The sequence below is a fragment of the Desulfobulbus alkaliphilus genome (genome assembly GCF_016918545.1).
Taxonomy (GTDB): domain Bacteria; phylum Desulfobacterota; class Desulfobulbia; order Desulfobulbales; family Desulfobulbaceae; genus Desulfobulbus; species Desulfobulbus alkaliphilus.
Genome location: NZ_JAFFQC010000014.1, coordinates 41,670 through 64,914 on the forward strand (window position 1 = coordinate 41,670; position 23,245 = coordinate 64,914).

The following is a 23,245-nucleotide window of genomic DNA, read 5'->3' on the forward strand; positions in this document are numbered from 1 at the left end:
AGCGTGGCAAAGCACCTGGATCCTTTGAACAAGGGCCACACCCGCACATTCCCTCACCTGGGTATCTCTTGACAATTTCCGGCCAGAGCCATTGCAAAGATAATGACTTATCTTTATATTGGCGTGTTAAAATTTTTATCCGCGGCAATGGACAATCAAAAACCACCAACACCTCCTCAACTGTTGCGCGGCAACGCCCGGGAAACATATGAATGATTTTGATATTGCTGTCATCGGCGCTGGACACGCAGGATGCGAAGCCGCCCTGGCTGCTGCCCGCATGGGTTGCCGCACGCTGGTTTGTATCATTAACGCCGACACCATTGGTGCCATGTCCTGTAACCCAGCCATCGGTGGCCTGGCAAAAGGACACCTGGTAAAAGAAATAGATGCCCTTGGTGGCGAAATGGCGAAAAATATCGATGCCACCGGTATCCAGTTCCGCCGACTCAATACCAGCAAGGGGCCCGCTGTCCGGTCTTCCCGTGCCCAGGCTGACCGGTTGCTGTACCGATTGCGTATGAAACGACTTCTTGAAAACCAGCCTAACCTGGCTATTCGGCAGGCTGTGATCGATGAAATTCTGGTCGAGAACGGCAGAGTCGTCGGTGTGCGCACTTCTCTTGACGAACATTTTCGCCTACGAGCGGTTGTGGTGGCTACTGGCACCTTTCTCAACGGCCTCATCCACATCGGTCTGAAAAATTTTCCTGCCGGGCGTATGGGAGACGCACCGTCACTTCAACTTGCCCGCTGGTTTGCGGCCACCGGGTTTGCCGTGGGTCGCATGAAGACCGGAACCGTTCCCCGCCTGGATGGTAATACCATTGATTACTCCCGGTTGGAAGCTCAGTACAGCGATGAGCAGCCAGCGCTCTTTTCTTTCTCATCATCAGGCGGGCCGTTACAGCCCCAGCGCCCCTGCCACATCACCTATACCAACGAACGTACCCATGAAATCATCCGGAAAAGTATCCATCAATCGCCTATGTATGCCGGCATCATTGAGGGGGTGGGGGCCCGCTACTGTCCGTCAATCGAGGACAAGGTCATGCGCTTTCCGCAAAAAGGGCGCCATCAGATTTTTTTAGAGCCTGAAGGCCTCGACACCATTGAAGTGTATCCCAACGGCATTCCCACCAGCCTGCCGCTCAGTACACAGATCGACATGGTCCATTCTATAGCCGGACTGGAAAATGCCCGTATCATTCGGCCCGGTTATGCCATTGAATATGATTATGTTGATCCCCGCGAACTCAAACCATCTCTGGAAACCAAAAAAATCAGCGGTTTGTTTCTTGCCGGTCAGATCAATGGCACTTCAGGGTACGAAGAGGCCGCCGGTCAGGGGTTAATGGCTGCAATCAACAGCGTGCTCTACGTCCGAGGGGAAGAACCACTCATCCTTGACCGGTCCCAGGCGTACCTTGGCGTCCTTGTCGACGATCTGGTCACTCTGGGCACAAAAGAACCGTACCGTCTCTTCACATCCAGGGCAGAATATCGCCTGTTACTCCGGGAAGACAATGCGGATATGCGCTTGCGGGCCATTGGTCGCCGGATTGGCCTGGTGGACAAGGAAACCTGGACCGATTTTCAGCACAAAGAACATTGTATCCAGGAAACTATCAGACATCTCAACGAAATCCGTATTAAACCGGACACAACCATCAATGCCTGTCTTGCAGACTACAGTACCACCGCCATCAATCAGCCCCTGACTCTGGCGGAACTGCTTCGCCGCCCTGAAATCAAAATGTGCCATCTAATCGAAATTGGAGGAAAAATCTTTATCGACCTCCCCTTTCCCGAGGGAGCAGAAGCCTATTATGATGAGATAGAGCTGCAGGTTAAATATGCTGGATATATCAAGCGGCAGGAAGAACAGATCAGCAGATTCAAAAAACTCGAACGAATTGAACTGCCCACTGAATTGGAGTATCGGGGATTGCCTGGACTTTCCAATGAGGTTGTCGAGAAGCTCTCGAAAGTACAACCACGCTCCCTGGGACAGGCATCGAGGATTTCCGGTGTGACACCCGCGGCGGTGTCCGTGCTTCAGGTCCACTTAAAACGGCTCGGCTACCTGTAATCCGCAGAGGAGAGCATGCTGAATTTTCCGATTATCGATCCGGTTCTTTTCTCCTTTGGTCCGTTACAGATTCGCTGGTACGGACTTATGTATGTCTGTGGTTTTGCAGCCGCTTACCTGCTGGTCCTATACCAGGGTAAAAAATTCCATTGGGAGAGGTTACTGCAGCGGCTGGATAACCTGAATCTCTTCGTGATCATTGGTGTCATTGTCGGTGGACGCCTTGGATACGTTCTCCTCTATCAACCCTCGTACTATATTGCCAATCCCTTGGAGATTGCAGCCATCTGGACCGGTGGCATGTCTTTTCACGGTGGCTGCGCGGGTGTCCTCATCGCCGGATTCCTGTATTGTCGACGACATGATCTGGACTTCTGGAAGGTAGCGGATCTGTACGCGGTAACTGCACCCATCGGTTTGTTTTTCGGTCGATTGGGCAATTTTATTAATGGTGAGTTGTACGGCAGAGTGACATCCGTTTCCTGGGGAATTATTTTCCCGGAAGGCGGCCCTTTCCCCCGACATCCATCTCAATTGTATGAAGCCGTTCTGGAAGGAGTCATCCTTTTCCTCATCCTCTGGTCGCTCAAGTCCAGGCCCTGGCAACAACCACAGCCAAACCTCTGGCCGCATGGGACCCTGCTGGCCCTCTTCCTGGGGCTGTATGGAATTTTCAGATTTTTTATCGAATTTTTTCGGGAACCCGACCCGCAGATCGGCCTGATTTTTTCGCTGTTGTCAATGGGCCAGGTCCTGTGCCTGCTGATGATCTGTGCCGCACTCCTGATTTGGTACCTGCGGCACACGGTGACCACTGGTTCGACTTCCTCCGGAAAGCGATCCCGTTCACGCCGCAGGTCCTGAAAGGTGCACGGAAAGAAAGGAAGGCAACCGCCTACTCCACTTTTACGGCCAGTTCCCTGCCGGGTCGAAACTTGACAACTCGACGCGAGGGAATCGGCACCGCTTCTCCGGTTTTTGGATTTCTCCCTGTTCTCGGTGCCCGATCAACGACCGAAAAACTGCCGAAACCCGACAGGGTCACTCGCTTGCCCTCCTGCATTGCCACCGCCAGAGTGGCCAACAGTCCGTTGAGTCCCCGTTCGGCTGCATCTTTACTGATATGCGCCGATCGGGCGATGGATCGTACGAGATCGCTCTTATTCATGGCTCATCCTCAATTCTGTTGATTTCACAGACAGACGATCTTTATTCGTCTGCAACCCTACTCAAATCCAGATAAGCCATTTAAGCGCAGGAAGGAAAAAACCACAATTGATGGAAATACCTAGGGATTCATAGGTATTTTTACCTAATATTTTAAAATTATCTAATTGAATAGCGATGTTAGAGCAATGTTATTTATGGGGGAAAAAAAGGAAAAAGAAGACGAAAAAGGACCGCCACCGCATTTTCGACGGCGAATCGATAGATCACCGAAACCCCGTTGCTACAAGGTCTCGCCAGCCGGCATGAAGGGACACAGCCGGCAGTCACGGCTCGAGAAATCGGGGGTGCATCCATGCTCCCTGCAACAAAGAAGGAAAAGCAACCCCACTGGCACAACCCTGGAATGGTTACCGGGGCGCGACCACACCAGTACTGACCACATGATTGACCAGGTCAACAGTTTTTTTCATTTTGAATTTTTTCAAAAGGTTAGCCCGGTGATGATCAATGGTCCTGGGGCTCAACTTGAGTAATTTGGCTATTTCTTTGCTGGAGAGCCCCTGTACAACCAGTTTCAACACCCCTTCCTCACGTTTACTGAGCACCTCAAAGGGTATCTTGCTTTGGCCACGGAAGGCGACTATCACCTCTTCGGCGACTCCCGATGATACTTGCGGTGAAATGTATGTTTTTCCCTCCTTGATTGAACTGATTGCGGTGAGCAGCTCCGCCTCGGAATCATCCTTCATCATGTACCCATGGGCTCCGGCGTTGACAGCGTGAAAAACATAATGGCTACTGGAGTGCATGGTTAAAATAAGGATTGCGATATGTGCATGGGCTTTGCGAATGCGGCCCAATGCTTCGATCCCATTCAGGCGGGGCATGGAAATATCCAGAATAATCATTTCCGGTTGATCCTGCTGCAGCAGATCAAGCAACTCTACTCCATTGCTCGCCTCCGCAATAACCTGAAGGGTTGGATCTTTTTTGAGAATGCTCTTCAGTCCCTGCCGGATGAGGCCATGATCATCCGCGATAATGATACGGTACGGTTTCATTGCTCCTGTCTTCATTGAAAGAGAATACTCACGGGACAATGATCGGACCCGCTGATGTCGTCGTGAATACCTGCATCAAGAACCCGCTTTCTGCTGTTGGCGTCTACGATGAAGTAATCAATCCTCCAGCCGATATTTTTTACCCGGGCACTGAAACGGTAGCTCCACCATGTATAGCGACCGGGAGATGGATCAAAATCTCTGAAGGTGTCAACATAGCCCGCATTGATCAACTCATCCATCCAGGCCCGTTCCTGTTCTGAAAAACCGGGATTCTTCATATTCGCTTTTGGATTGGCAAGGTCGATCTCTTTATGAGCTACGTTGAGATCACCACAGAGGATAACAGATTTGATTGCGCTCAACCGATTCAGATGGGCAAGAACCGCCCGGTTGAACTCCTGCTTGAAGGCCAAGCGCCTCAATTCGGGTTGGGCATTGGGGAAATACGCATTGATAAAGAAAAAAGTATCAAATTCCAGGGTCATCACCCTGCCTTCATCGTCGAATTTCCGCTCATCGAGCCCATAGGTGACATGCAATGGCGGCCGTCTGCTTAACACCCCGGTCCCTGCATAGCCCTTTTTCCGGGCAGGATGCCAGAAGGCCTGATAGCCAGGCAGGCTGATAATGGCCTCAGGCAACTGCTCAGGATGAACTTTAATCTCCTGGAGAGCAAAAATATCGGCATCAAAGTGGTTGAGCACATCAAGAAAACCATTCTTCAATGCGGCTCTGAGTCCATTGACATTCCAGGAAACAAGCTTGATCTCTTCCACGGTGGATTGAGCCCCCATATCCTTCTTTATTCGCCGAGGGGTAACCCCTATTTTAGGGCACAGCTTGATTAGTGCACACCGATCACAATGGGGCCGTTGCGGTTTGCAGATCTCCTGACCAAAGGCCACCAGAAGCGAATTAATCCGGATCCAGTATCGCTTTGGTAGTTTCTGCCGCAAGACCTGTTCTGTTTGCACGGGTGTTGCAGTCTGAACATATCCCCATATATTCATAATGCGATGAACATGGGTATCAACGCAGATGGCAGGCTGCTGATAGGCGACGGCGGCAACAAGATTGGCCGTTTTCCGACCTACACCCGGCAATGCGAGCAGGGAATCAATTTCACGGGGAACCTCACCCCCGAACCGCTCCGTGAGCACTCGTGGCAATTTGTTGAGATATCGAGCTTTCTGTCGAAAAAAACCCACCGGAAAAATGAGTTGTTCAAGTTCATGCACAGTCAAAAGCGCCAGTTCCTCAACAGTCCTGGCTCGAGAAAAAAGGCGCTGTGAAGCCGCCGCAGTCACTTCATCTCTGGTGCGCGCGGAAAGAATAGTCGCTACCAGCACTTTAAAAGGATCCCTGGTCTGAACCGCAATCAAATCAACAACCGGCACCTGATATTTCCTGACTTCAGGTTCGAGGATGTCGATAATCTGTTCAATGGGAAAGGTCATGGACGGTCTGAAATAATCATCGAAAAAGCGAACATACGGTACCGGGCTGCAGCGACGGGAGGAGAAAAATAAAAAAACCTTCGCAGGCCATACTCGTTCAACGGGTGCAGGTGAGTGAGTACAACACCCGGTACTGAATTCGCATGCTCCAGAGTTCGGAGTTCGATTCCGCACATAGTTGTCTTATTGCATGGACAAGGATCCAAAATCCTCAAAATTGGCGAGTTGTCCGTGCTCACCAGCTCCTCCACTCCCAATGTACAGCACGGTCACTCCATCTTGCTATTTTTCACTGCCATAATACTTCTGCTGATAGTCATAATACCCGAAAATTTTTTCATCGAGCGCGGTCGATTGGTAGGCATTAAAAACCACCCCCAGTATCTTGTCTCGGCCGATGGTGTCCACCAGGGCTTTGACATGTTCCCGTCGAGAACCTCCATGACGGACAACAAGGACCACGCCGTCCACATGTTGCGCCAGAACCTCGGTCTCGCTGGCGGCATGCAGGGGTGGAGAATCCAGCAGGACAATGCGATCCTTATAGCGCATGGCCAACTCGTCGATAAGATTGGTCATGGCGGCAGAGCCCACCAGTTCAGCAGGATTCACTGCCTGGGGGCCCGCCGGGAGGATTGACAGTTTGTCAACCCCACTGGGCACCAGCAATTCCGGTACCCTTTTTCTCTGCTGAAGATAATCCGCCAGACCGGCAGCATTGCTCAGGCCAAACAGAACATGCTGTGCCGGACGACGAAGATCACCGTCAACCAGCAGACAGTAATTGTCAATACCCTGGGCCAGGGAAATCCCAAGGTTGGCACAGATAAAACTTTTCCCCTCACCCGGTGAAGCGCTGGTGATCAGGATAGTTCGCGGCGCTTTTCCGCTGAAGGGATGCAGAATTCGGGTTCGCAGGGCGCGGATGCTCTCGGCCACTGCTCCTGTGGTTGTCGTTGCCAGGATCAGGCGTGCGTCCCATTGACCGGTTCCGCTCTGGACAGGAACCGCGGTGCCGTGTCGCTGATGCGAGGGCGCAGGTCTTTTTTCTGGTTCTCCAGCGGATGGTTGGCGGCTCTCAAGATCCGGATATTCCTCTACCACGCCAACAGATTCTTCCGCCCGCTTCAGGGCCTCAAACACTTTTCCCACTTGGCCTCCAACGATTGTCTTAAAAATGCAGGTAACGCAGCCATTGCTCCGGCAGTATCCTGCCGAGAAGAGAATACTCCCGGGTCATTGGCAATATTTCCAGTAAAAAGGCCACAAGCCCCAGGCTGACTGCCGTCAGACCGAGTACAATTGCCAACCGGCCGCTGTTCCGCTTGTTTTGCCGGGCCACGGGCAATGGTGTCTCTTCACCGGGAAAATGAAGATCATCGACGCTTTCCTGAATCAGTTCCGCATCAATAACCGGCTTGTTTTCGGCAAATCCCGTCAGCAAGGCATGGTCACAGATAATATTGATGAGCCTGGGCGTGCCCTGACTCATTTCATGGATGAGAGCAATTGCTTCCTCGGAAAAAATATTGAAATGCCGGGCCCCTGCATGTCGAAGGCGAAAAAGAATATATTGCCGGGTCTCATCCAGGGTAAACCGGCTGAGATGAAAGCGGATGCCGATGCGCTGCCGCAACGGCAACAGGCGATCATCGCTCATCCGCTCGTTGAGTTCCGGTTGACCGACAAGAAAAATGGAGAGAACATCCTGGCCTTTTTCTTCCAGATTGGAGAGCAGCCTGATCTCCTCGAGCAGGTCTACAGGGAGCACATGGGCCTCATCAACAATAAACAAGACCCGCTCCCCGGCTCGGAAACATTTTTTGAGAAACTCGGCAAATTCGATGAGAAACATCGCTTTATTGCCGTTCCACTGCAGTCCCAATTTCTTGGCGATGTAGGAAAAAAACTCATCACGATAGAGGATGGGATTGTTGAGCAGGCAGACGTGTACATCCTGTTCCAGGGAACTGACCAGAGCCTGCAACAGGGTTGTCTTGCCGGAACCAACATCCGCGGTCAACACAAGAAAGCATTTTTTACTGAGAATCCCGTACTTGAGGATAGCCAAACCTTCCTGGTGGGTATCACTCATGAACACCGCTGACGGGTCGGGCGTAAGCGCGAAGGGTTTCCGGGTCAAACCGTAGTATTTTGTATACATGGCAGCAAAAAAGGTTTCAGCAGGTGGATGGGAAGTACTCAAACGATAATCAAACCCTTTCTCCACAAATAGGCCATGGTTGCCAGGAGAAGAGCACCACAGGCCGTAAAAAAGACCACACTGACAATGAACCGTATTCGCCGCTTGCGAATTTCGGTATCCATTTCTAGATAGGCAATGGCGCTGACCACCGGCACCCCGAGATAGTCCTCTATCTCACCGGCATCTTTAAAAGAAGTATCCACAAGATCCAGCATGAAAATTGTCCCCAAGCTCAAGGCCAATCCAGCTATCGCCGCCGCAAAAAATATCTTCACAAAATTGGGCTTGAATGGTTGCGCAGGAAGACGAGCTGGATCAACAATTGTGAACCGGCTGCCTCTCTGGCTGCGTTCCAGATATTCGGCTGATTGCGCCTGGAGATTCTGGGCAACGAGATGATCATAATGTCGGCGGAATTCATTGTAATCTCGTGTTAACCCCGCCCATTCCGCCTCTCTCACCGGTGCGGCCTCTATCCAACCTTCGTACTTGGCTATTTCCTCCGGAATGCGTGCCTGAGCGGCCCGTAATTGTTGAATATTGAGATCGATATCCCGAAGCTGCAACTGCAGACGTTGCACTTCCACATTCAAAGGGGAGGCAGCACTTCCGCCGGCAACTGCCCCGGATTGCTGACCAGCAATTTCCTCATTACCCATCTGCGTTTCTAATTGCTCGATCAGCTGCTGAGTCCGGCGAACTTCCGGATGCTTCTCGGTATACCTGACAAGCAGCGAATTGAGATGACGCTGCAGTTGTTGTAAGCGCTCCCCATCGGTCAAAAGGGTCTGTCCCGAAGAAGCCCCACCCCTACCACCCGGCATGCTGTCAACCGTGGTGCGTGCAGCGGCAAGACGCTGATGCATCGCGATCTGCTCTTGAAGCATAACCTTAGTTCGCTCCAGATCCTGAATAGATTCCTGGATCCCTTGTTTCTGCGTATGGAGAGCTGTAAGCCGGGCAAGATTACTTGCCCGTTGCTCAGGCATCTCATTAAAATATCTGAGTTTATAATCACGCATGACCTGTTCTTTCTCATCGAGATCCCTTTTGATCATGGCAAGTTCGCTCTGTGTGTAGCGAAAGGTTTCCGTTGCCCTTTCTGCACGATATTTGAGGTTTTCTTCAATAAAAAGAGCTGCCAGGGCATTGGTGACGCGCATGACCTGTTGTGGATCACGACCTTGAAAAGAGACGCTGAATACATCACCTTGTCTTGACGGTGAGATAGAAATGTTTTGGCGCATCATTTCAATAACATCCTCAATAGGAAGCCGCGCGCGCGCTTCTTCGTACAGAGAAAACTGTATAATCACCCGTTCAAGGTTGTTTCGACTGGTTACCAACTCTTGTAAAGTCCCCAAAGTTTCCCGTAGCCTACTTCGCCCTTGCTCAGGATCCATACGGGTCGGACTGATTCGCTGCTGCTCATAACTGAGCACTGCCGTGCTTTGATACAATTTCGGTGTCCGTAGATAATGTCCCAGCCCAGCAAGACAAGCGATGAGCAGGCACAGGGCGATCCACTGCCACTTGGCGATGACCAGGTCGACGTATTTTTTTAAAAGTTGACGCTGTTTGTTTTCCATGATCTACTCAAATGAAAAATATTTTTCTTTCCGCCACCATGCCTGCCAGTTCATCAACCACCTGCGTTATCGGCGATATTCACGGGTGCCACACCGCGCTCACCCTGCTTCTGCCTAAAATCCTTCATCGGGCGGATTCCCTTGTCTTCCTTGGAGATTATGTTGACCGGGGACCCCATTCCAAAGAGGTGGTCGCGACCCTCATCTCCCTGCAACGCACCCATCCGCGTGTTATTTATATAATGGGTAATCACGATTTGCTGTTTCTGCAGTACCTGTCCGGCCAGGAGAGTGCTCTTTTTCTTCGAGTAGGCGGTCGCCAGACTCTGGCCAGTTACGGGTTGGATCCCGCCGGCGACCGGGATCAGATCGCCCGGCTTGTTCCGCCGGAGCACCTCGCTTTTTTAAAAAGCCTGCCTCTGTATTGGGAAGACAGCCACGCCATCTACGTTCATGCCGGATTGCAGCCCGGCCGTCATCTCGCTCAACAGACTTCACAGTGGTGTTTGTGGGCAGGGGAGGAATTCTATCAGAGCACCTATGATTTCGGCAAACCGGTGGTCTTCGGCCACACTACCTTCAAAAAGCCCTTGCTGACAATAAACAGAATCGGCATAGACACCGGTGCGGTGTACGGCGGCCGTCTGACAGCGCTGCTGTTACCGGACCGGGAGGTGGTCAGTGTTCCCGGAAACCCGGAAAACCTGTCGTTCTAATGTAGGATATATGAAAAAAAAAAAAAGACAAAGGGGTCATTGCAGTTCTTCAAAAATAAAGGGGATGGCTTCGCTGATGGAAGGACTCCTCAGGAGCAACATAACCAGCCTATCCAGTCCCAGGGCAATCCCGGCCGCCGCCCCGATTTTCTCCAGATCGGCCATAAAGGCTTCAGGCATAACAGCCTCTCTTCCCTCCATCCGCAGTTTTTCGATTTCTCCGGCGAAACGCTGGCGCTGTTCCTCCACGTCCACCAGTTCGGAGAAACCATTAGCCAACTCAACGCCGGCCACATATAATTCGAACCGTTCGGCAACCGTGGGATTATCACGACAACCACGGGCCAACGACCCCAGTTCTATAGGATAGTCACAGAGAAACACGGGGCGATCACGACCAAGATGGCCCTCAATCCGGGTGACCAGGATCTCATCGAACAGCCCCCTGGCCAGCGCCCAATCCACCTCGACATCGGCATAGCGGCGAAAGGCTTCAGCCACGGTCAACCGTTCCCAAGGGGGGGTCAGCGAGATGCGGCAATTATTCCAGCAAAGAAAACCCGGACTGGCAAAACCGGGAAGATGGGGCAGCGTCCTGTGCAGGTGACAGAGCAAGGCCTCACATTGCCCCATCAGATACTCATAATTCTCACCGCGTTGATACCATTCCAGCATGTTGAATTCCGGCTGGTGCAGCCGACCGGATTCTTCCTGGCGAAAACAGTGGCAGATCTGAAAAATCCGGGTACACCCCCGGGCCAGTAAGCGCTTCATGCACAATTCGGGCGAAGTCTGCAGAAACCAGCCATGGCCGGTAAAAGGGATGAGGTGTGATTCGGGCAGCAGAACGGGGAGACGGACGGGCGTATCGACTTCGATATACCCGTTTGCAAAAAAAAACGCCCGGATGGCCTGCAGCACCTCTGACCGCTGCCGCAGACCATTGGCCGTCAGCATGGCGCTATTCCTTCACCCGGGTGATGTAGGTTCCGGTTCTGGTGTCGATCTGAATTTTATCACCCTGTTCGACAAATGGGGGCACCTGTAATTGAAAGCCGGTCTGGACCGTCACTGGTTTGGTGTCCGTGCCGGAGGTGTCTCCCTTGACCCAGGGGTCGGCCACGGTAACCTCAAGATTGACAAAGGTGGGCAGGCTGATATCAATGGGCCGGTCCCCAAAAAACAAAACCTGCACCTCCATGTTGTCGATAAGAAAATTCAGCCGATCACCTAACTGTTCCCCGGTCAGATAAATCTGCTCATAGGATGTGGTGTCCATGAAATGGTACTCATCATCCTGGGCATAGAGAAACTGCATCTTCCGCTCTTCCAGATTCGGTCGTTCAAATTTATCGTTGGAGCGATAGGTCTGGGTGAATTGATTGCCGGTGATCATGTTACGCATCTTGGTCCGATACAGGGCCTGACCTTTTCCCGGCTTGGAAAAGTCAAACTCGGTGATGATGTATGGCTCACCATCAATCTGAATCTTCAGCCCTTTTCGCAAATCAGAAGCTGTATACATACATTCGTCCTTACATTATATTAAATAGTATGATTTAAAAGGGTGTTATGGTACGATACAGGCTGTTTTTTTGCAAGAGCTTCCTGCTTTCCCACGCCAATCAGGCCCATTCCCTGAATCCGTGACGGCTGGACTTTTATTTTGGATATATCTGCTGTACTCACATTATAATTGCAGCAGAATCCTTGAAGATAACCTTCACCAGCCGCCCTTCGGGGCGTCCGTCCGCACGCCATCTTCATTGCCCGTAACCTTCCGATAATGTGTACTTTAATCGAACGGTCACGAACAACAAAGCTGACGCACGGACGAACGCTCACGGATCCAGGAATTCGAGACCATCATCATCCCAGACACCATGGTGATACAAGCTGGAGTCCTCTCCGACACCCATTGTCATCGACCGGACAATCCATTCAAAAAACAGATTAAACAGTGCTTTGCCGGCTGTGATGTCATTATCCATGCCGGTGACATCACCAATCAGTCCGTGCTGGAGTTGTTTGCCGGCAAACCTGTCTATGCGGTCAGCGGCAACATGTGCGATACCACCATTCGCCATCGTTACCCGAAACGCCGGGTTTTCACCCTCAACGGCCACATCCTCGGCCTCACCCATGGTGATCGTTTAGGATTGGAAACAGAACACGCTCTGCTACAAATATTTCCGGAAGCAGCCTGCATCATCTCTGGCCATACCCACCGGCCATTCTGCCAGCGTCTTGGCGAGGTTCTTTTCCTCAATCCCGGAAGCTTTAAAGGAACCGGGCCTTATGGTGCTCCCGGCACCTACGCTATCCTGGAAATAGGGGACACCCTCCACGCCAGTCTTCACACCATTGCCTCTCCCACATGAAGACACTCTGGACCCCCTGGCGCATGGAGCATGTCCTGGGCCGTGCCCCTGCAAGCGAAGGCTGCCTTTTTGAACCACCGGGCGACACATTGCACGATAAACGCTCGCTGCTTCTTTTTCGCGATAACCTGAGCGTTGTTCTGCTGAACCGTTTCCCTTATGCCAACGGTCACCTGCTCCTCGCCCCCAGACGGCATCTCAACGATCTTACCGAAGCATCCAGTGAAGAATCTCACCGCCTGATGGAACTGCTTGCCGTCTGCTGCACTATTCTCCGGCGGAAACTCAATCCCCATGGCATCAATATCGGACTTAATCTGGGAAGAGCTGCTGGTGCCGGTATCGTCGACCATTTCCATTTCCATCTTGTGCCCCGCTGGGAAGGTGATCATAATTTTATGACCGTTTGTGCGGAGATCCGCACCATACCCCAACATATTGATCACACCTTTGATCTTCTTCTGCCTGAATTCATTGAGCTGGCCACCAACCCGGACCCATGCATACCTCGCTGAAACTGACCCCTATGCTCCGTCAATATCTGGAGATCAAAGAGCAGCATCCCGACGCGATTCTGATGTACCGCATGGGTGATTTCTATGAAATGTTTTTTGATGACGCAGTTCTTGCCGCAAAAGAACTCGGCATCACCCTGACCTCCCGAAGCCACAAAGAGGAAACTAATAAAATTCCGATGTGCGGGGTCCCGTTCCATGCGGTCACCGGTTATCTCGGTAAACTGATTAAAGCCGGCCACAGGGTGGCTCTCTGCGAACAGGTAGAAGATCCTCGGGAAGCCAAGGGGATTGTCAAACGGGAAGTCGTCCGCGTGGTTTCTCCTGGTGTCACCACTGACGACCAGATTCTTGATGAAAAAACGGACTGTTATGTCTGTGCCCTTGCAATAGGCAAGAAGTCGAAAGAAGAACTGATCGCCGGACTGGCCTTTGTCGACATCTCCACCGGCCGGTTCCAGATCAGCGAGGTTGTGTATCCTCCAGGAAACCCGGAGCTGGTCGCCGACGAGATAACGCTGCTCAAGCCTGCGGAGATTCTCCTCTCCCAATCCGATACGGAACAGCGGCAGGATCTGGTTGACCTCTTCAGCGCTCAGGTCGAACAGCTCTGTTTCACTGTCCGCCCGGATTATCATTTTGACGGTGTCACTGCCCGCAATACCCTTACTGAACATTTTCGCACCACCAACCTGGCCGGATTCGGATGCGAAACCTATACCAATGGCATCAGAGCTGCCGGTGCCTTGATTCAGTACCTGCGAGAAACACAAAAATCCGATCTTTCCCACATCCGGCAAATCAGCCCTCTGCATCAGGACACCTACCTGATTATTGATGATGCCTCACGCCGCAACCTCGAACTCACCGAAACCCTGATCGGCGGCAGGCGAGCAGGCTCGCTCCTAGAATGCCTGGACCTCACCGTAACCTCCATGGGGGCCCGCCTTCTGCGCCGATGGCTGCTGTTCCCTCTCCGTGATCCCGATGCCATCCAGGCCCGCCTCGCAGCTGTCGAGGAGTTGCTGAACAAATCCGAAACCAGGAAAATCTTCAGAACCCTGCTTGACTCGGTCTACGATATCGAGCGGCTGTGCAGTCGCCTTGTCCTCGGCCACGGTAATGCCCGCGATATGAGCGCTGTCAAACTATCCCTGCGAGAACTGCCGGCTTTGCAGCACGAACTGGGTTCCTGCCAGGCGCCACTTTTCAAGTCCCTGAACGTATCCTTTGATCCCCTGATCGATCTTCACGCCCTGCTGGACCGTGCTATCCGTGACGACGCACCCATTTCTCTGCGGGAAGGCAGGCTGATCAAGGAAGGGTACCATGCCGAACTGGACCACCTCATCACCCTTCTTCGTGATGGGAAAAAATTGATTCTTGCCTTGGAACAGACTGAGCGGGAGAAATCCGGTCTGGCCAAACTCAAAGTAGGCTACAATAAAGTATTTGGCTATTATTTTGAAGTCAGCCGCAGCCAGGCGGAAGATGTGCCTGACTATTTCATCCGCAAACAGACCCTGGTGAATGCGGAGCGCTTCATCACCCCGGAATTAAAGGAGCTGGAAAACGACATCGCCACAGCGCAGGAGCGGCGTCTGGAATTGGAATACGCCCTGTTTGCGGATATCAGGACACAGTTCGCCACCCACAACCAGCGCTTGCTCACCACCGCTGGCCAGTTGGCCACCATCGATATTCTCGCCAGCTTCGCCGAAAGCGCCGCCCGACACCGCTATCAGCGCCCTGCCATCAACACCAAGGGGTACATACGCATCACAGAGGGCCGGCATCCGGTTATTGAACAGACACTTGAACCTGGACGCTTTGTGCCCAACGATATGCATCTCGATCAGCAGACCAGCCAGCTCCTGATCATCACTGGGCCCAACATGGCCGGAAAATCCACGGTACTCCGCCAAACCGCACTCATTGCCCTCATGGCCCATGTCGGCTGCTTTGTGCCCGCGGATTCCGCCGACATCTGTATTGTCGACCGTATTTTCACTCGCGTTGGCGCCATGGATGATCTGCGCCGGGGTCAGTCCACCTTCATGGTGGAAATGAATGAAACCGCAAATATCCTCAACAATGCGACGGAGAACAGCCTGGTCATCCTTGACGAGATCGGCAGAGGCACATCGACCCATGATGGACTCGCCATTGCCTGGGCCGTTGTCGAAGAGCTTGCTCAAAAAAACACCGTGGGCATCAAGACTCTTTTCGCTACCCACTACCATGAGATGACTGTTCTCGCCACCAACAGTAAAAAAATTTGTAATTACTCCATCGCCGTCAGTGAACAGGAAGGAACCATCCGTTTCCTGCATAAACTGGTCAGCGGTGCCGCTGATCGCAGTTATGGGATTCAGGTCGCCTCGCTGGCCGGTGTTCCACCCCATGTAATTGCCCGAGCCCAGGAACTCCTCACCGCCATTGAAAAAAAAGAAGGCCGATCTTTTCGCTCCATTCAATCATCTTTGAAAAAACAAGGAGGTGCTGATACCCCTCGCCAAATGTCGCTCTTTGCTTATGATGCCGGCCCGCTGGTGCGGCTGCTTTCCTCAATTGAACCCGATGAAATATCACCGCGCGAGGCTCTCGACATTCTCTATCGTGCACAGCACCTGCTCAAATTCAAACATGAGAAAATGTAAGCTCCAGGTCACACAGCAACAATCCCCCGTCATCGATCAAGAAAATATTAACTCCACGTATCGAGCTGGTTTTTATCCAGGAACAAGATCTTCATTCTTCATCAAATCGCGCTGGAAAAGACACTCTCATGGGTTTTTATTTTTCCTGAATCCGTGAGCATTTGTCCGTGTGTCGGTTTTATTGTCTGTGATCTTTTGATTTAACGTACACTTTATCGGACGTTTACGGGCAATAAAGATGGCATGCGGACGGATGCCCCGAAGGGAAACTGGTGAATGGTATTATCAAGGGTTCCGCTGCACAAATAATCTGATTACAGCACGATATACCCGAAACAAGCGTCCAGTCGTCACGGATTCAGGTTTTTTTCCGAGGGTCACAGCAAACAGTACAAAAAAATTGGAGGATGAAGCCGTTTCGCGACGAGCATCAAACAGCAGCCATCATGCCCTGATCAAGCCGCAATTTTGTCAAATTTTTTGTATCCATCTGGCGGGCAAACAGAAAAATATTAGGAAAAATGGCCATAAACCCTGCATTGGGTACAATTTCTTTTACCTCTCGCCGTTAATACTGTATATTTACGCATTATAAATCAGTCGCATGGCCAAGACTGGCACCGGCTAGTACCCTTGACCCCGCAGCCTGATTAATCGACCCGTCTGCTTTATTTTTATGCTGGCAATGCGCATTCCAAGAAATCTTTCCATCACTGTCCGCCAGAGTTTTCTGGCACTGCTGCTGACCAGCGTGGTGGGATGTTTATATTGGTCGCCGGCAGACTTGGCCGCCCAATCCGATCTTCCTGCCATACACCAGCTTAAGAGCGAATCTCTCGCGCTCCAATATCGTCAGGCAAAAGCATATGCGACACAATTGGAGCAGGATACCGCTCGAGGAAAAGATCGGGGAGCCTGGCTGGAAGGGGTGAGAAATTTTCGCAAAATCCACATCGCCTGTAAAAATGATGCTCTGGGACCTCCCAGTTTGTTTATGATCGGCACTCTTTACAGGCGGATGTATGAACAATTCGGTATCCCCATTGATCTGGATTATGCCATCGAATATTACATTGATGTCGCCACATTGTACCCAAGAGATGCTCTGGCAGACGACGCCCTGTTTCTTGCTGCTGACAGCTGGCTCCTTCATGGACATGAGGAGAGCAATGCAAAGGCGATTGCACTGTATCATCAAATCATCCAAGCGTATCCTGATTCTGATCATGCTGCCAAAGCCCGCTCACGGCTACAGGAACCGGCAGCCCGCCATGCACAACCACTGCATGTAACGGCTGAAACATTTCCCTCCATTCCTCCCGGGACAGCAGGAAATGATCCTGTGCAGGTTCTTCCTGTGAAGTACTGGTCGACCGTGGATTATACCCGAATCGTGATGCAGACATCGGCACCAACTTCCTATACCTACAAGCTGCTGGAAAAAGATGGCAATCAGCCCCGCAGGATCTATATAGATTTTGCCTCAAGCCAGAGTTCGCATCAGAATACAGATCCTATCCGCATCGAAGACGGTCTGCTTAAACAAATCAGAACCGGTCAATATGATAGCGGTACCGTCAGGGTCGTCCTTGACCTCGAATCCTTGTCAGATTATCGGATATTCAATTTGGCCGATCCATTCAGAGTCATCATCGATGTCCACGGGACCAGGCAACTCACCTCTTCAGCCAAAACTGCAGTGCAAAAAACGACCGTGCGCGATGAAAGTTCGAGGATGGAACAGGATAAAAACCTTGCATCGGCTGTGGAGATACCAGTCATAACCCCTGGTGCCGTTGTTGCTGAAAACGTCCCGAACCTGAATGTTCCCACCCTGCAGACACCAGGGAAAAAAAATCCGCAAACTGTCGCCGCAACAAAAGCCATTCGACCCGATGAGATCTCACTGGCGCAACAACTGGGCCTGGGAATACGGAAAATTGTCATCGACCCTGGCCACGGGGGGAAAGATCCCGGTGCGATGGCCTTTGGAGTCAAAGAAAAAGAGGTCGTTCTCAAAGTATCGCAAAAGATGGCCAGAATCCTTGAAGATAACTTCGGGTACGAAGCTGTTCTCACCAGGTCTTCCGATATATATATACCGCTCGAAGAACGGACCGCCATCGCCAACACGGAAAAGGCGGATCTCTTTGTGTCAATTCACGTCAATGCCCACCCAGACAAAACCATCGGTGGTGTCGAAACCTACTTTCTTAACCTGGCAACCGATGCTCATGCCATGCGTGTCGCGGCGCGGGAAAACGCAACATCAACCCACAATATCGGTGAAATGCAGGATATCCTCTCGACTTTGATGAACAATTCTAAAATCGATGAATCGTCCCGCCTCGCGCAGTTTATTCAAAACCACCTGGCATCAGGACTGGGGACCTATCAACCCTACGATCATGGTGTGAAGCAGGCTCCGTTTTATGTCCTCATCGGAGCAGAAATGCCAGCGGTTTTAGTTGAAATTTCCTTCATCACCAATCCGATCGAGGCTGAGCTTTTACAAACCGACAGCTACCTGCAGGCAATTGCCGCACAAATTGCAAACGGTATCGCTGCGTATGTCGAACATCACCACACAGCCGCTCTCAGACTGTGAACGCTATTCCGCGGAAGGATAATCTCGGAAAGGGTGTACTTTTCGGTTGGCAATCTAGCGCTTTTCTCTTTGATACTCGTTGGCAACGACAACCAACGGCTACCCATTTTTGCACGGTCGCTGCTGCTTGCTGAAAGCGAGGTCGACTACACCGGGTCGCAGTACCTGGACAAATCTGGGGGAGCGAGGGACCGTTTACACAAGCTGTAATCCGTGACGGCTGGACTCTTTTCAGACTTTATCTAAACGTAGTTACATTATAATTACGGAAGAATCCTGGACAATAGCCTTCACCAGCCTTCCTTCGGGGCTTCTCTCAGCACGCCATCTTCATTGCCAATAACCGTCCGATACATACATCGCGTGAAGTGGATCAGATAGCATCCCATGGCGAAAAAAAAAGCCGCCTGGGATTCCAGGCGGCTTGAAAAACCAAGAAATGTAACGCTCTGGTTATTGCCGGGACATTTCAGCAGCCTTCAACCTGGCCAAAGCTCGTTGCAGAGCAGCTTCAGCTCGCACCCGATTGATGGTTTCCGTGGACTGTTGTGCCTGAGCCAGTCGCTTTTCAGCTCTCTCTTTAGCACGCAAGGCCCGGTCAACATCGATAGAAAAACCGGCTTCAGCACTTTCGACCAGAAAGGTGATTTTGTTGTTGGAGACTTCCGCAAAGCCACCGCTGACCATGAGATAACGGGTTTGTCTGTCTTTTTTGAAACTCAGCGTGCCGGTTTTGATCGTGCTCAAATAAGGTGCATGATTGGCCAGTACCCCGAATTCGCCACCAACACCAGGGGCGGTGACAATATCCACCTCCTCACTGACAACAGGTCCGGTCGGTGTGACCACTTCCAGATGAATTTGCGCCATATAGCTATCCTCGCTTCTATCGACAACCAGTTAGGCCTTGGCTTTTTGTGCCGCGGCCTTTTCAACAGCCTCTTCAATACTTCCAACCATATAAAAAGAGGCTTCGGGAAGTTCATCATGCTTGCCTTCGAGGATTTCCTTGAAGCCGCGTACCGTATCCTCAACCTTCACATATTTTCCAGGGAATCCTGTGAAAACTTCAGCAACATGGAAGGGTTGGGATAGAAATCTCTGCACCTTCCGTGCCCTGGTGACGGTGAGCTGATCTTCCTCGGACAGTTCATCCATGCCGAGAATAGCGATAATATCCTGTAATTCTTTATACTTCTGTAGCGTTACCTGTACACCTCGCGCGGCTAAATAATGTTCTTCGCCAACCACGTTGGGATCAAGAATGCGGGAGGTAGAATCCAGCGGGTCAACAGCGGGGTAAATACCAAGCTCTGCGATCTGACGAGAAAGGACAACCGTCCCATCAAGGTGGGCAAAAGTTGTTGCCGGTGCGGGATCGGTCAGGTCGTCCGCGGGTACATAAACGCACTGAACTGCGGTGATGGACCCTTTATTGGTCGAGGTGATACGCTCCTGCAATGCACCGAGGTCTGTAGCCAGGGTCGGTTGATAACCGACAGCCGAGGGAATGCGGCCAAGCAGCGCCGATACCTCGGATCCGGCCTGGGTGAATCGAAAAATATTGTCAACAAAGAAGAGCACGTCCTGACCTTCTTCATCACGGAAGTATTCAGCCGCGGTCAAACCTGTCAAGGCAACACGGGAACGAGCACCTGGCGGCTCGGTCATCTGACCGTAGACCAGCGCAGCCTTGGGGAGAACTCCGGATTCCTTCATTTCGTGATAGAGGTCGTTTCCTTCGCGTGTTCGTTCGCCGACACCGCAGAAAACGGAAATACCGCCGTGCTGCATGGCGATGTTGTTGACCATTTCCATCATGATGACCGTCTTACCACAACCAGCACCTCCGAAAAGCCCCATCTTGCCACCTCTGGGAAAGGGCACGAGCAGGTCGATAACCTTGATACCGGTTTCAAGAACATTTACTTCGGTATCCTGATCAACAAAATCAGGAGCTGGTCGATGGATGGTCATGTTCTTTTCAGATACAATCGGCCCCATCCCATCCACGGGTCGTCCAACGACGTTCATTATGCGTCCAAGGGCTGGTGCCCCGACAGGGATGGTGATGGGCTCACCGGTATCGCGGGCATCCATTCCCCTCACCAGTCCGTCGGTCTGATCCATGGCAACCGTGCGGACAACATTGTCCCCCAGATGCTGAGCCACTTCACAGACAAGATTGTCCGGCTCATCATTGATAGCCGGGTTGGTTATATGCAATGCATTGAGAATATCAGGCAGATTGCCTGGTTCAAACTCAACGTCAACGACTGGTCCGATGACCTGTAAAACTTTCCCTACTCGTGCCTCACCCATTTGAAATGGCCTCCTCTATCCTTTGAAGATACCTCGTGGCATCCTGTTATCCCTTGAGTGCCTCAGCACCGCCGACAATGTCCATCAATTCGCCGGTAACCGCTGCCTGGCGAGCTTTGTTGTACAACTGTGTCAGATCCTTGATCATATCTTTGCAGGCCTTGGTGGCATTGTCCATGGCTGTCATTCGTGCGGCCTGTTCACTGGCTCCAACCTCCAGCATGGCATGGTAAATCTGTACATTGAGAAAAAGAGGCAGCAGGACATCCATGATTTCAGCGGGGTCCGGCTCATAAGTGTACGCTCCACCTGCACTTTTTCCTGCTGCTTCTTCTGTGGTGACAAGAGGCTTAATCGGAAGTAATTCTTCGATCTCCGGCTTCTGCACACCAACAGAGTGAAATCTACCATAAACGATATCAACCTGGTCACTCTCGCCACTGAGAAAGGCCTCGGTAATACTGTGCGAGATCTCCCGAGCATTGAACATCTGAAACGAACCCATGATATCATTGAAAGAGGTTCTCAATTGACCGGTCTTTCTGAAAAATTGGGTTCCTTTTTTGCCTACGGTGACAAGTTGTACTCTTTTGCCGCTTGCTTCATACTGCTTCCGCAAGCGGTTGGCGGCTTTGATGATATTGGCGTTGAAACTGCCGCACAGGCCGCGGTCAGATGTAAAAACGACTATTTCAACCGTTTTGACGTCGCGCACTTCCATCAATGGGAGATCGCTGTTTTCCATGCCACCGGAGAGATCGCGCATTGTATCGGCAAATTTTCCGGCATAAGGCCGAAATGATTCCATTTTTTCCTGTGCGCCACGGAGTTTAGCCGAGGCCACCATGTTCATGGCCTTGGTAATCTGCGCGGTTTTTTTCACACCGTTAATCTTATCTTTGACATCCTTTAGTCCTGGCATGAGAATTTGTCCTTATTTTAATTCAGGCCCTTTGTCGCCTTAAATGTTTCTCCAAAGGACGCCAGTGTCTTTTTCATTTTTTCTTCCAATTCAGGCGAAATGGCTTCTTTTTCGCGCAATTCAGTGAAAATGCCTGGCTCATTGGACTCAATATAGCTGTACATTTCCTGCTCGTAATCCGCCAGGGTATTGACCGGAAATGTATCAAGAAATCCCTTGGTACCGGCGAAAATGATGGTCACCTGTTTTTCCATCGGTAAAGGCTGATATTGCGGTTGCTTGAGGATTTCTACAAGCCGTTCACCTCGGGTCAATTGCGCCTGGGTTGCGGCATCGAGATCGGATCCGAATCCAGCAAAAGCAGCCAATTCACGATACTGTGCAAGATCAAGTCGCAGCGTTCCGGCAACCTGTTTCATTGCTTTAACCTGGGCTGCACCACCAACACGAGATACCGAAAGGCCGACATTGATCGCAGGTCGAACACCGGCAAAGAAAAGGCTTGGCTCGAGATAGACCTGGCCATCAGTAATGGAGATAACGTTGGTCGGGATAAAGGCGGACACGTCCCCGGCCTGGGTTTCGATAATGGGCAGGGCTGTCAGAGATCCGGCACCCAGTTCATCATTGAGCTTGGAGGCACGTTCGAGCAGGCGGGAATGGTTGAAAAAGATGTCACCGGGATAGGCTTCACGGCCTGGAGGACGGCGCAAAAGAAGCGAAAGCTCCCGATAGGAAACAGCCTGCTTGGAGAGATCATCGTAAATAATCAGGGCATGCTGGCCGTTGTCACGAAAGTATTCGCCCATGGCGCATCCGGCAAAGGCAGACACATATTGCATCGGTGCCGGATCGGAAGCACAGGCGGCCACCACGGTTGTGTACTCCATGGCTCCGTGTTTACGGAGATTTTCAACAACCAGGGCCACTGTGGATTTCTTCTGACCTATAGCCACGTATATACAGTGTACATCACTGTTTTTCTGCGCTATTATTGCATCAACACAGAGGGCGGTTTTGCCGATCTGGCGGTCACCGATGATAAGTTCCCGCTGTCCCCGTCCAACAGGTGTCATAGCGTCAACTGCCTTGGCGCCGGTGTAACACGGCTCATGGACACTCTTCCTGGCAATAACACCAGGAGCGATCACTTCAATCTTCCGAGTTTCTTTGGCATTGATGGGCCCTTTTCCATCTATGGGCTGCCCGATGCCATCGACTACTCGGCCCTCCATCTCCGGACCGACCGGAACCTCGGCAATCCTGCCGGTTCGTTTGACGATATCACCTTCCTTGATATTACGGACATCGCCAAGAACAGCGCAGCCAACATTATCTTCTTCAAGGTTCAAGGCAAGTCCAAAGATGCTGCCGGGAAATTCGAGAAGTTCCATGGCCTGGCAATTTTCGACGCCATACACACGGGCGATACCGTCACCAACCGAAAGGACGGTACCGGTTTCTTTCAGGTCAATATCTTTTTTATAGCCAGCTATTTGATCTTTAATGATCTGGCTGATTTCTTCGGCTTTGATCTGCATCG

19 protein-coding genes are annotated in these 23,245 nt (G+C 51.5%); 7 read left to right on the plus strand and 12 right to left on the minus strand.

Annotated elements, in window-relative coordinates; translation table 11 throughout:
* Positions 1-208: 208 nt before the first annotated feature.
* On the plus strand, positions 209-2,092 hold the full coding sequence (gene mnmG / locus JWG43_RS09125; RefSeq protein WP_205242608.1) for a tRNA uridine-5-carboxymethylaminomethyl(34) synthesis enzyme MnmG: 1,884 nt from the start codon (positions 209-211) through the stop codon (positions 2,090-2,092).
* Positions 2,093-2,107: 15 nt separating this feature from the next.
* Positions 2,108-2,956 (plus strand): prolipoprotein diacylglyceryl transferase, encoded by an 849-nt coding sequence (gene lgt, locus JWG43_RS09130; RefSeq protein WP_205242609.1) that lies wholly within the window; start codon positions 2,108-2,110, stop codon positions 2,954-2,956.
* A 31-nt stretch (positions 2,957-2,987) separates the two neighbouring features.
* Here lgt and JWG43_RS09135 read toward each other — a convergent pair whose 3' ends face one another.
* From JWG43_RS09135 to JWG43_RS09160, 6 genes are all read right to left on the minus strand, one after another.
* Positions 2,988-3,260, minus strand: coding sequence for an HU family DNA-binding protein (locus JWG43_RS09135; protein WP_205242610.1), 273 nt, complete (start codon positions 3,258-3,260; stop codon positions 2,988-2,990).
* A 409-nt stretch (positions 3,261-3,669) separates the two neighbouring features.
* A complete protein-coding gene (locus JWG43_RS09140; RefSeq protein ID WP_205242611.1) occupies positions 3,670-4,323 on the minus strand; it encodes a response regulator in 654 nt (217 codons plus the stop codon).
* Positions 4,324-4,334: 11 nt separating this feature from the next.
* Positions 4,335-5,783, minus strand: a complete 1,449-nt coding sequence (locus tag JWG43_RS09145; RefSeq protein WP_205242612.1) for an exodeoxyribonuclease III — start codon at positions 5,781-5,783, stop codon at positions 4,335-4,337.
* A gap of 282 nt (positions 5,784-6,065) precedes the next feature.
* A complete protein-coding gene (locus tag JWG43_RS09150) occupies positions 6,066-6,935 on the minus strand; it encodes a polysaccharide biosynthesis tyrosine autokinase (RefSeq protein ID WP_205242613.1) in 870 nt (289 codons plus the stop codon).
* Positions 6,936-6,954: 19 nt separating this feature from the next.
* On the minus strand, positions 6,955-7,878 hold the full coding sequence (locus JWG43_RS09155) for an ExeA family protein (RefSeq protein ID WP_240193491.1): 924 nt from the start codon (positions 7,876-7,878) through the stop codon (positions 6,955-6,957).
* A gap of 107 nt (positions 7,879-7,985) precedes the next feature.
* Positions 7,986-9,578 (minus strand): hypothetical protein, encoded by a 1,593-nt coding sequence (locus tag JWG43_RS09160; protein WP_205242614.1) that lies wholly within the window; start codon positions 9,576-9,578, stop codon positions 7,986-7,988.
* An 11-nt stretch (positions 9,579-9,589) separates the two neighbouring features.
* Here JWG43_RS09160 and JWG43_RS09165 point away from each other — a divergent pair, with 11 nt between their 5' ends.
* Positions 9,590-10,294 (plus strand): metallophosphoesterase, encoded by a 705-nt coding sequence (locus JWG43_RS09165; RefSeq protein WP_205242615.1) that lies wholly within the window; start codon positions 9,590-9,592, stop codon positions 10,292-10,294.
* Between the two features lie 36 nt (positions 10,295-10,330).
* Here JWG43_RS09165 and epmA read toward each other — a convergent pair whose 3' ends face one another.
* Together epmA and efp are read right to left on the minus strand one after the other, a co-directional pair.
* Positions 10,331-11,251: an EF-P lysine aminoacylase EpmA gene (epmA, locus tag JWG43_RS09170; protein ID WP_205242616.1), complete on the minus strand. Its 921-nt coding sequence runs from the start codon at positions 11,249-11,251 to the stop codon at positions 10,331-10,333.
* Positions 11,252-11,255: 4 nt separating this feature from the next.
* A complete protein-coding gene (efp, locus tag JWG43_RS09175) occupies positions 11,256-11,819 on the minus strand; it encodes an elongation factor P (RefSeq protein ID WP_205242617.1) in 564 nt (187 codons plus the stop codon).
* Between the two features lie 358 nt (positions 11,820-12,177).
* Between efp and JWG43_RS09180 the strand changes: the two genes are divergently transcribed.
* The 4 genes from JWG43_RS09180 to JWG43_RS09195 all read left to right on the plus strand — a co-directional run bounded on the left by JWG43_RS09180 (position 12,178) and on the right by JWG43_RS09195 (position 18,458).
* Positions 12,178-12,675, plus strand: a complete 498-nt coding sequence (locus JWG43_RS09180) for a metallophosphoesterase family protein (protein ID WP_205242618.1) — start codon at positions 12,178-12,180, stop codon at positions 12,673-12,675.
* Positions 12,672-13,190 (plus strand): HIT family protein, encoded by a 519-nt coding sequence (locus tag JWG43_RS09185; protein ID WP_205242619.1) that lies wholly within the window; start codon positions 12,672-12,674, stop codon positions 13,188-13,190. Before JWG43_RS09180 ends, JWG43_RS09185 begins: the two co-directional genes overlap by 4 nt.
* Positions 13,175-15,850 carry a DNA mismatch repair protein MutS gene (mutS, locus tag JWG43_RS09190; RefSeq protein ID WP_205242620.1) on the plus strand — a complete coding sequence of 892 codons (2,676 nt, stop codon included), beginning with the start codon at positions 13,175-13,177 and terminating at the stop codon, positions 15,848-15,850. Before JWG43_RS09185 ends, mutS begins: the two co-directional genes overlap by 16 nt.
* 685 nt (positions 15,851-16,535) lie before the next feature.
* Complete coding sequence (locus JWG43_RS09195; RefSeq protein ID WP_205242621.1) at positions 16,536-18,458, plus strand: N-acetylmuramoyl-L-alanine amidase; 1,923 nt, start codon at positions 16,536-16,538, stop codon at positions 18,456-18,458.
* A gap of 453 nt (positions 18,459-18,911) precedes the next feature.
* On the opposite strand, the gene JWG43_RS09200 is transcribed toward JWG43_RS09195, so the two are convergent.
* The 4 genes from JWG43_RS09200 to atpA are packed head-to-tail and all read right to left on the minus strand — an operon-like array spanning position 18,912 to position 23,243.
* Complete coding sequence (locus tag JWG43_RS09200; RefSeq protein ID WP_205242622.1) at positions 18,912-19,328, minus strand: F0F1 ATP synthase subunit epsilon; 417 nt, start codon at positions 19,326-19,328, stop codon at positions 18,912-18,914.
* Between the two features lie 30 nt (positions 19,329-19,358).
* Positions 19,359-20,780 (minus strand): F0F1 ATP synthase subunit beta, encoded by a 1,422-nt coding sequence (atpD, locus tag JWG43_RS09205; RefSeq protein WP_205242623.1) that lies wholly within the window; start codon positions 20,778-20,780, stop codon positions 19,359-19,361.
* 46 nt (positions 20,781-20,826) lie between these two features.
* Positions 20,827-21,702, minus strand: a complete 876-nt coding sequence (atpG, locus tag JWG43_RS09210) for an ATP synthase F1 subunit gamma (RefSeq protein WP_205242624.1) — start codon at positions 21,700-21,702, stop codon at positions 20,827-20,829.
* A 17-nt stretch (positions 21,703-21,719) separates the two neighbouring features.
* The gene (atpA, locus tag JWG43_RS09215) at positions 21,720-23,243 is read right to left on the minus strand and encodes a F0F1 ATP synthase subunit alpha (protein ID WP_205242625.1); all 1,524 of its coding nucleotides are present in this window, start codon (positions 23,241-23,243) and stop codon (positions 21,720-21,722) included.
* Between the last annotated feature and the right edge of the window lie 2 nt (positions 23,244-23,245).

Coding starts and splice junctions, on each gene's coding strand:
- atpA (WP_205242625.1), bottom strand. CDS start 23,243: ATGCAGATCAAAGCCGAAGAAATCAGCCAGATCATTAAAGATCAAATA.
- mutS (WP_205242620.1), top strand. CDS start 13,175: ATGCATACCTCGCTGAAACTGACCCCTATGCTCCGTCAATATCTGGAG.
- JWG43_RS09145 (WP_205242612.1), bottom strand. CDS start 5,783: ATGACCTTTCCCATTGAACAGATTATCGACATCCTCGAACCTGAAGTC.
- efp (WP_205242617.1), bottom strand. CDS start 11,819: ATGTATACAGCTTCTGATTTGCGAAAAGGGCTGAAGATTCAGATTGAT.
- JWG43_RS09140 (WP_205242611.1), bottom strand. CDS start 4,323: ATGAAACCGTACCGTATCATTATCGCGGATGATCATGGCCTCATCCGG.
- epmA (WP_205242616.1), bottom strand. CDS start 11,251: ATGCTGACGGCCAATGGTCTGCGGCAGCGGTCAGAGGTGCTGCAGGCC.
- JWG43_RS09180 (WP_205242618.1), top strand. CDS start 12,178: ATGGTGATACAAGCTGGAGTCCTCTCCGACACCCATTGTCATCGACCG.
- JWG43_RS09135 (WP_205242610.1), bottom strand. CDS start 3,260: ATGAATAAGAGCGATCTCGTACGATCCATCGCCCGATCGGCGCATATC.
- lgt (WP_205242609.1), top strand. CDS start 2,108: ATGCTGAATTTTCCGATTATCGATCCGGTTCTTTTCTCCTTTGGTCCG.
- JWG43_RS09195 (WP_205242621.1), top strand. CDS start 16,536: ATGCGCATTCCAAGAAATCTTTCCATCACTGTCCGCCAGAGTTTTCTG.
- atpD (WP_205242623.1), bottom strand. CDS start 20,780: ATGGGTGAGGCACGAGTAGGGAAAGTTTTACAGGTCATCGGACCAGTC.
- mnmG (WP_205242608.1), top strand. CDS start 209: ATGAATGATTTTGATATTGCTGTCATCGGCGCTGGACACGCAGGATGC.
- JWG43_RS09160 (WP_205242614.1), bottom strand. CDS start 9,578: ATGGAAAACAAACAGCGTCAACTTTTAAAAAAATACGTCGACCTGGTC.
- JWG43_RS09200 (WP_205242622.1), bottom strand. CDS start 19,328: ATGGCGCAAATTCATCTGGAAGTGGTCACACCGACCGGACCTGTTGTC.
- JWG43_RS09185 (WP_205242619.1), top strand. CDS start 12,672: ATGAAGACACTCTGGACCCCCTGGCGCATGGAGCATGTCCTGGGCCGT.
- JWG43_RS09155 (WP_240193491.1), bottom strand. CDS start 7,878: ATGAGTGATACCCACCAGGAAGGTTTGGCTATCCTCAAGTACGGGATT.
- JWG43_RS09165 (WP_205242615.1), top strand. CDS start 9,590: ATGAAAAATATTTTTCTTTCCGCCACCATGCCTGCCAGTTCATCAACC.
- atpG (WP_205242624.1), bottom strand. CDS start 21,702: ATGCCAGGACTAAAGGATGTCAAAGATAAGATTAACGGTGTGAAAAAA.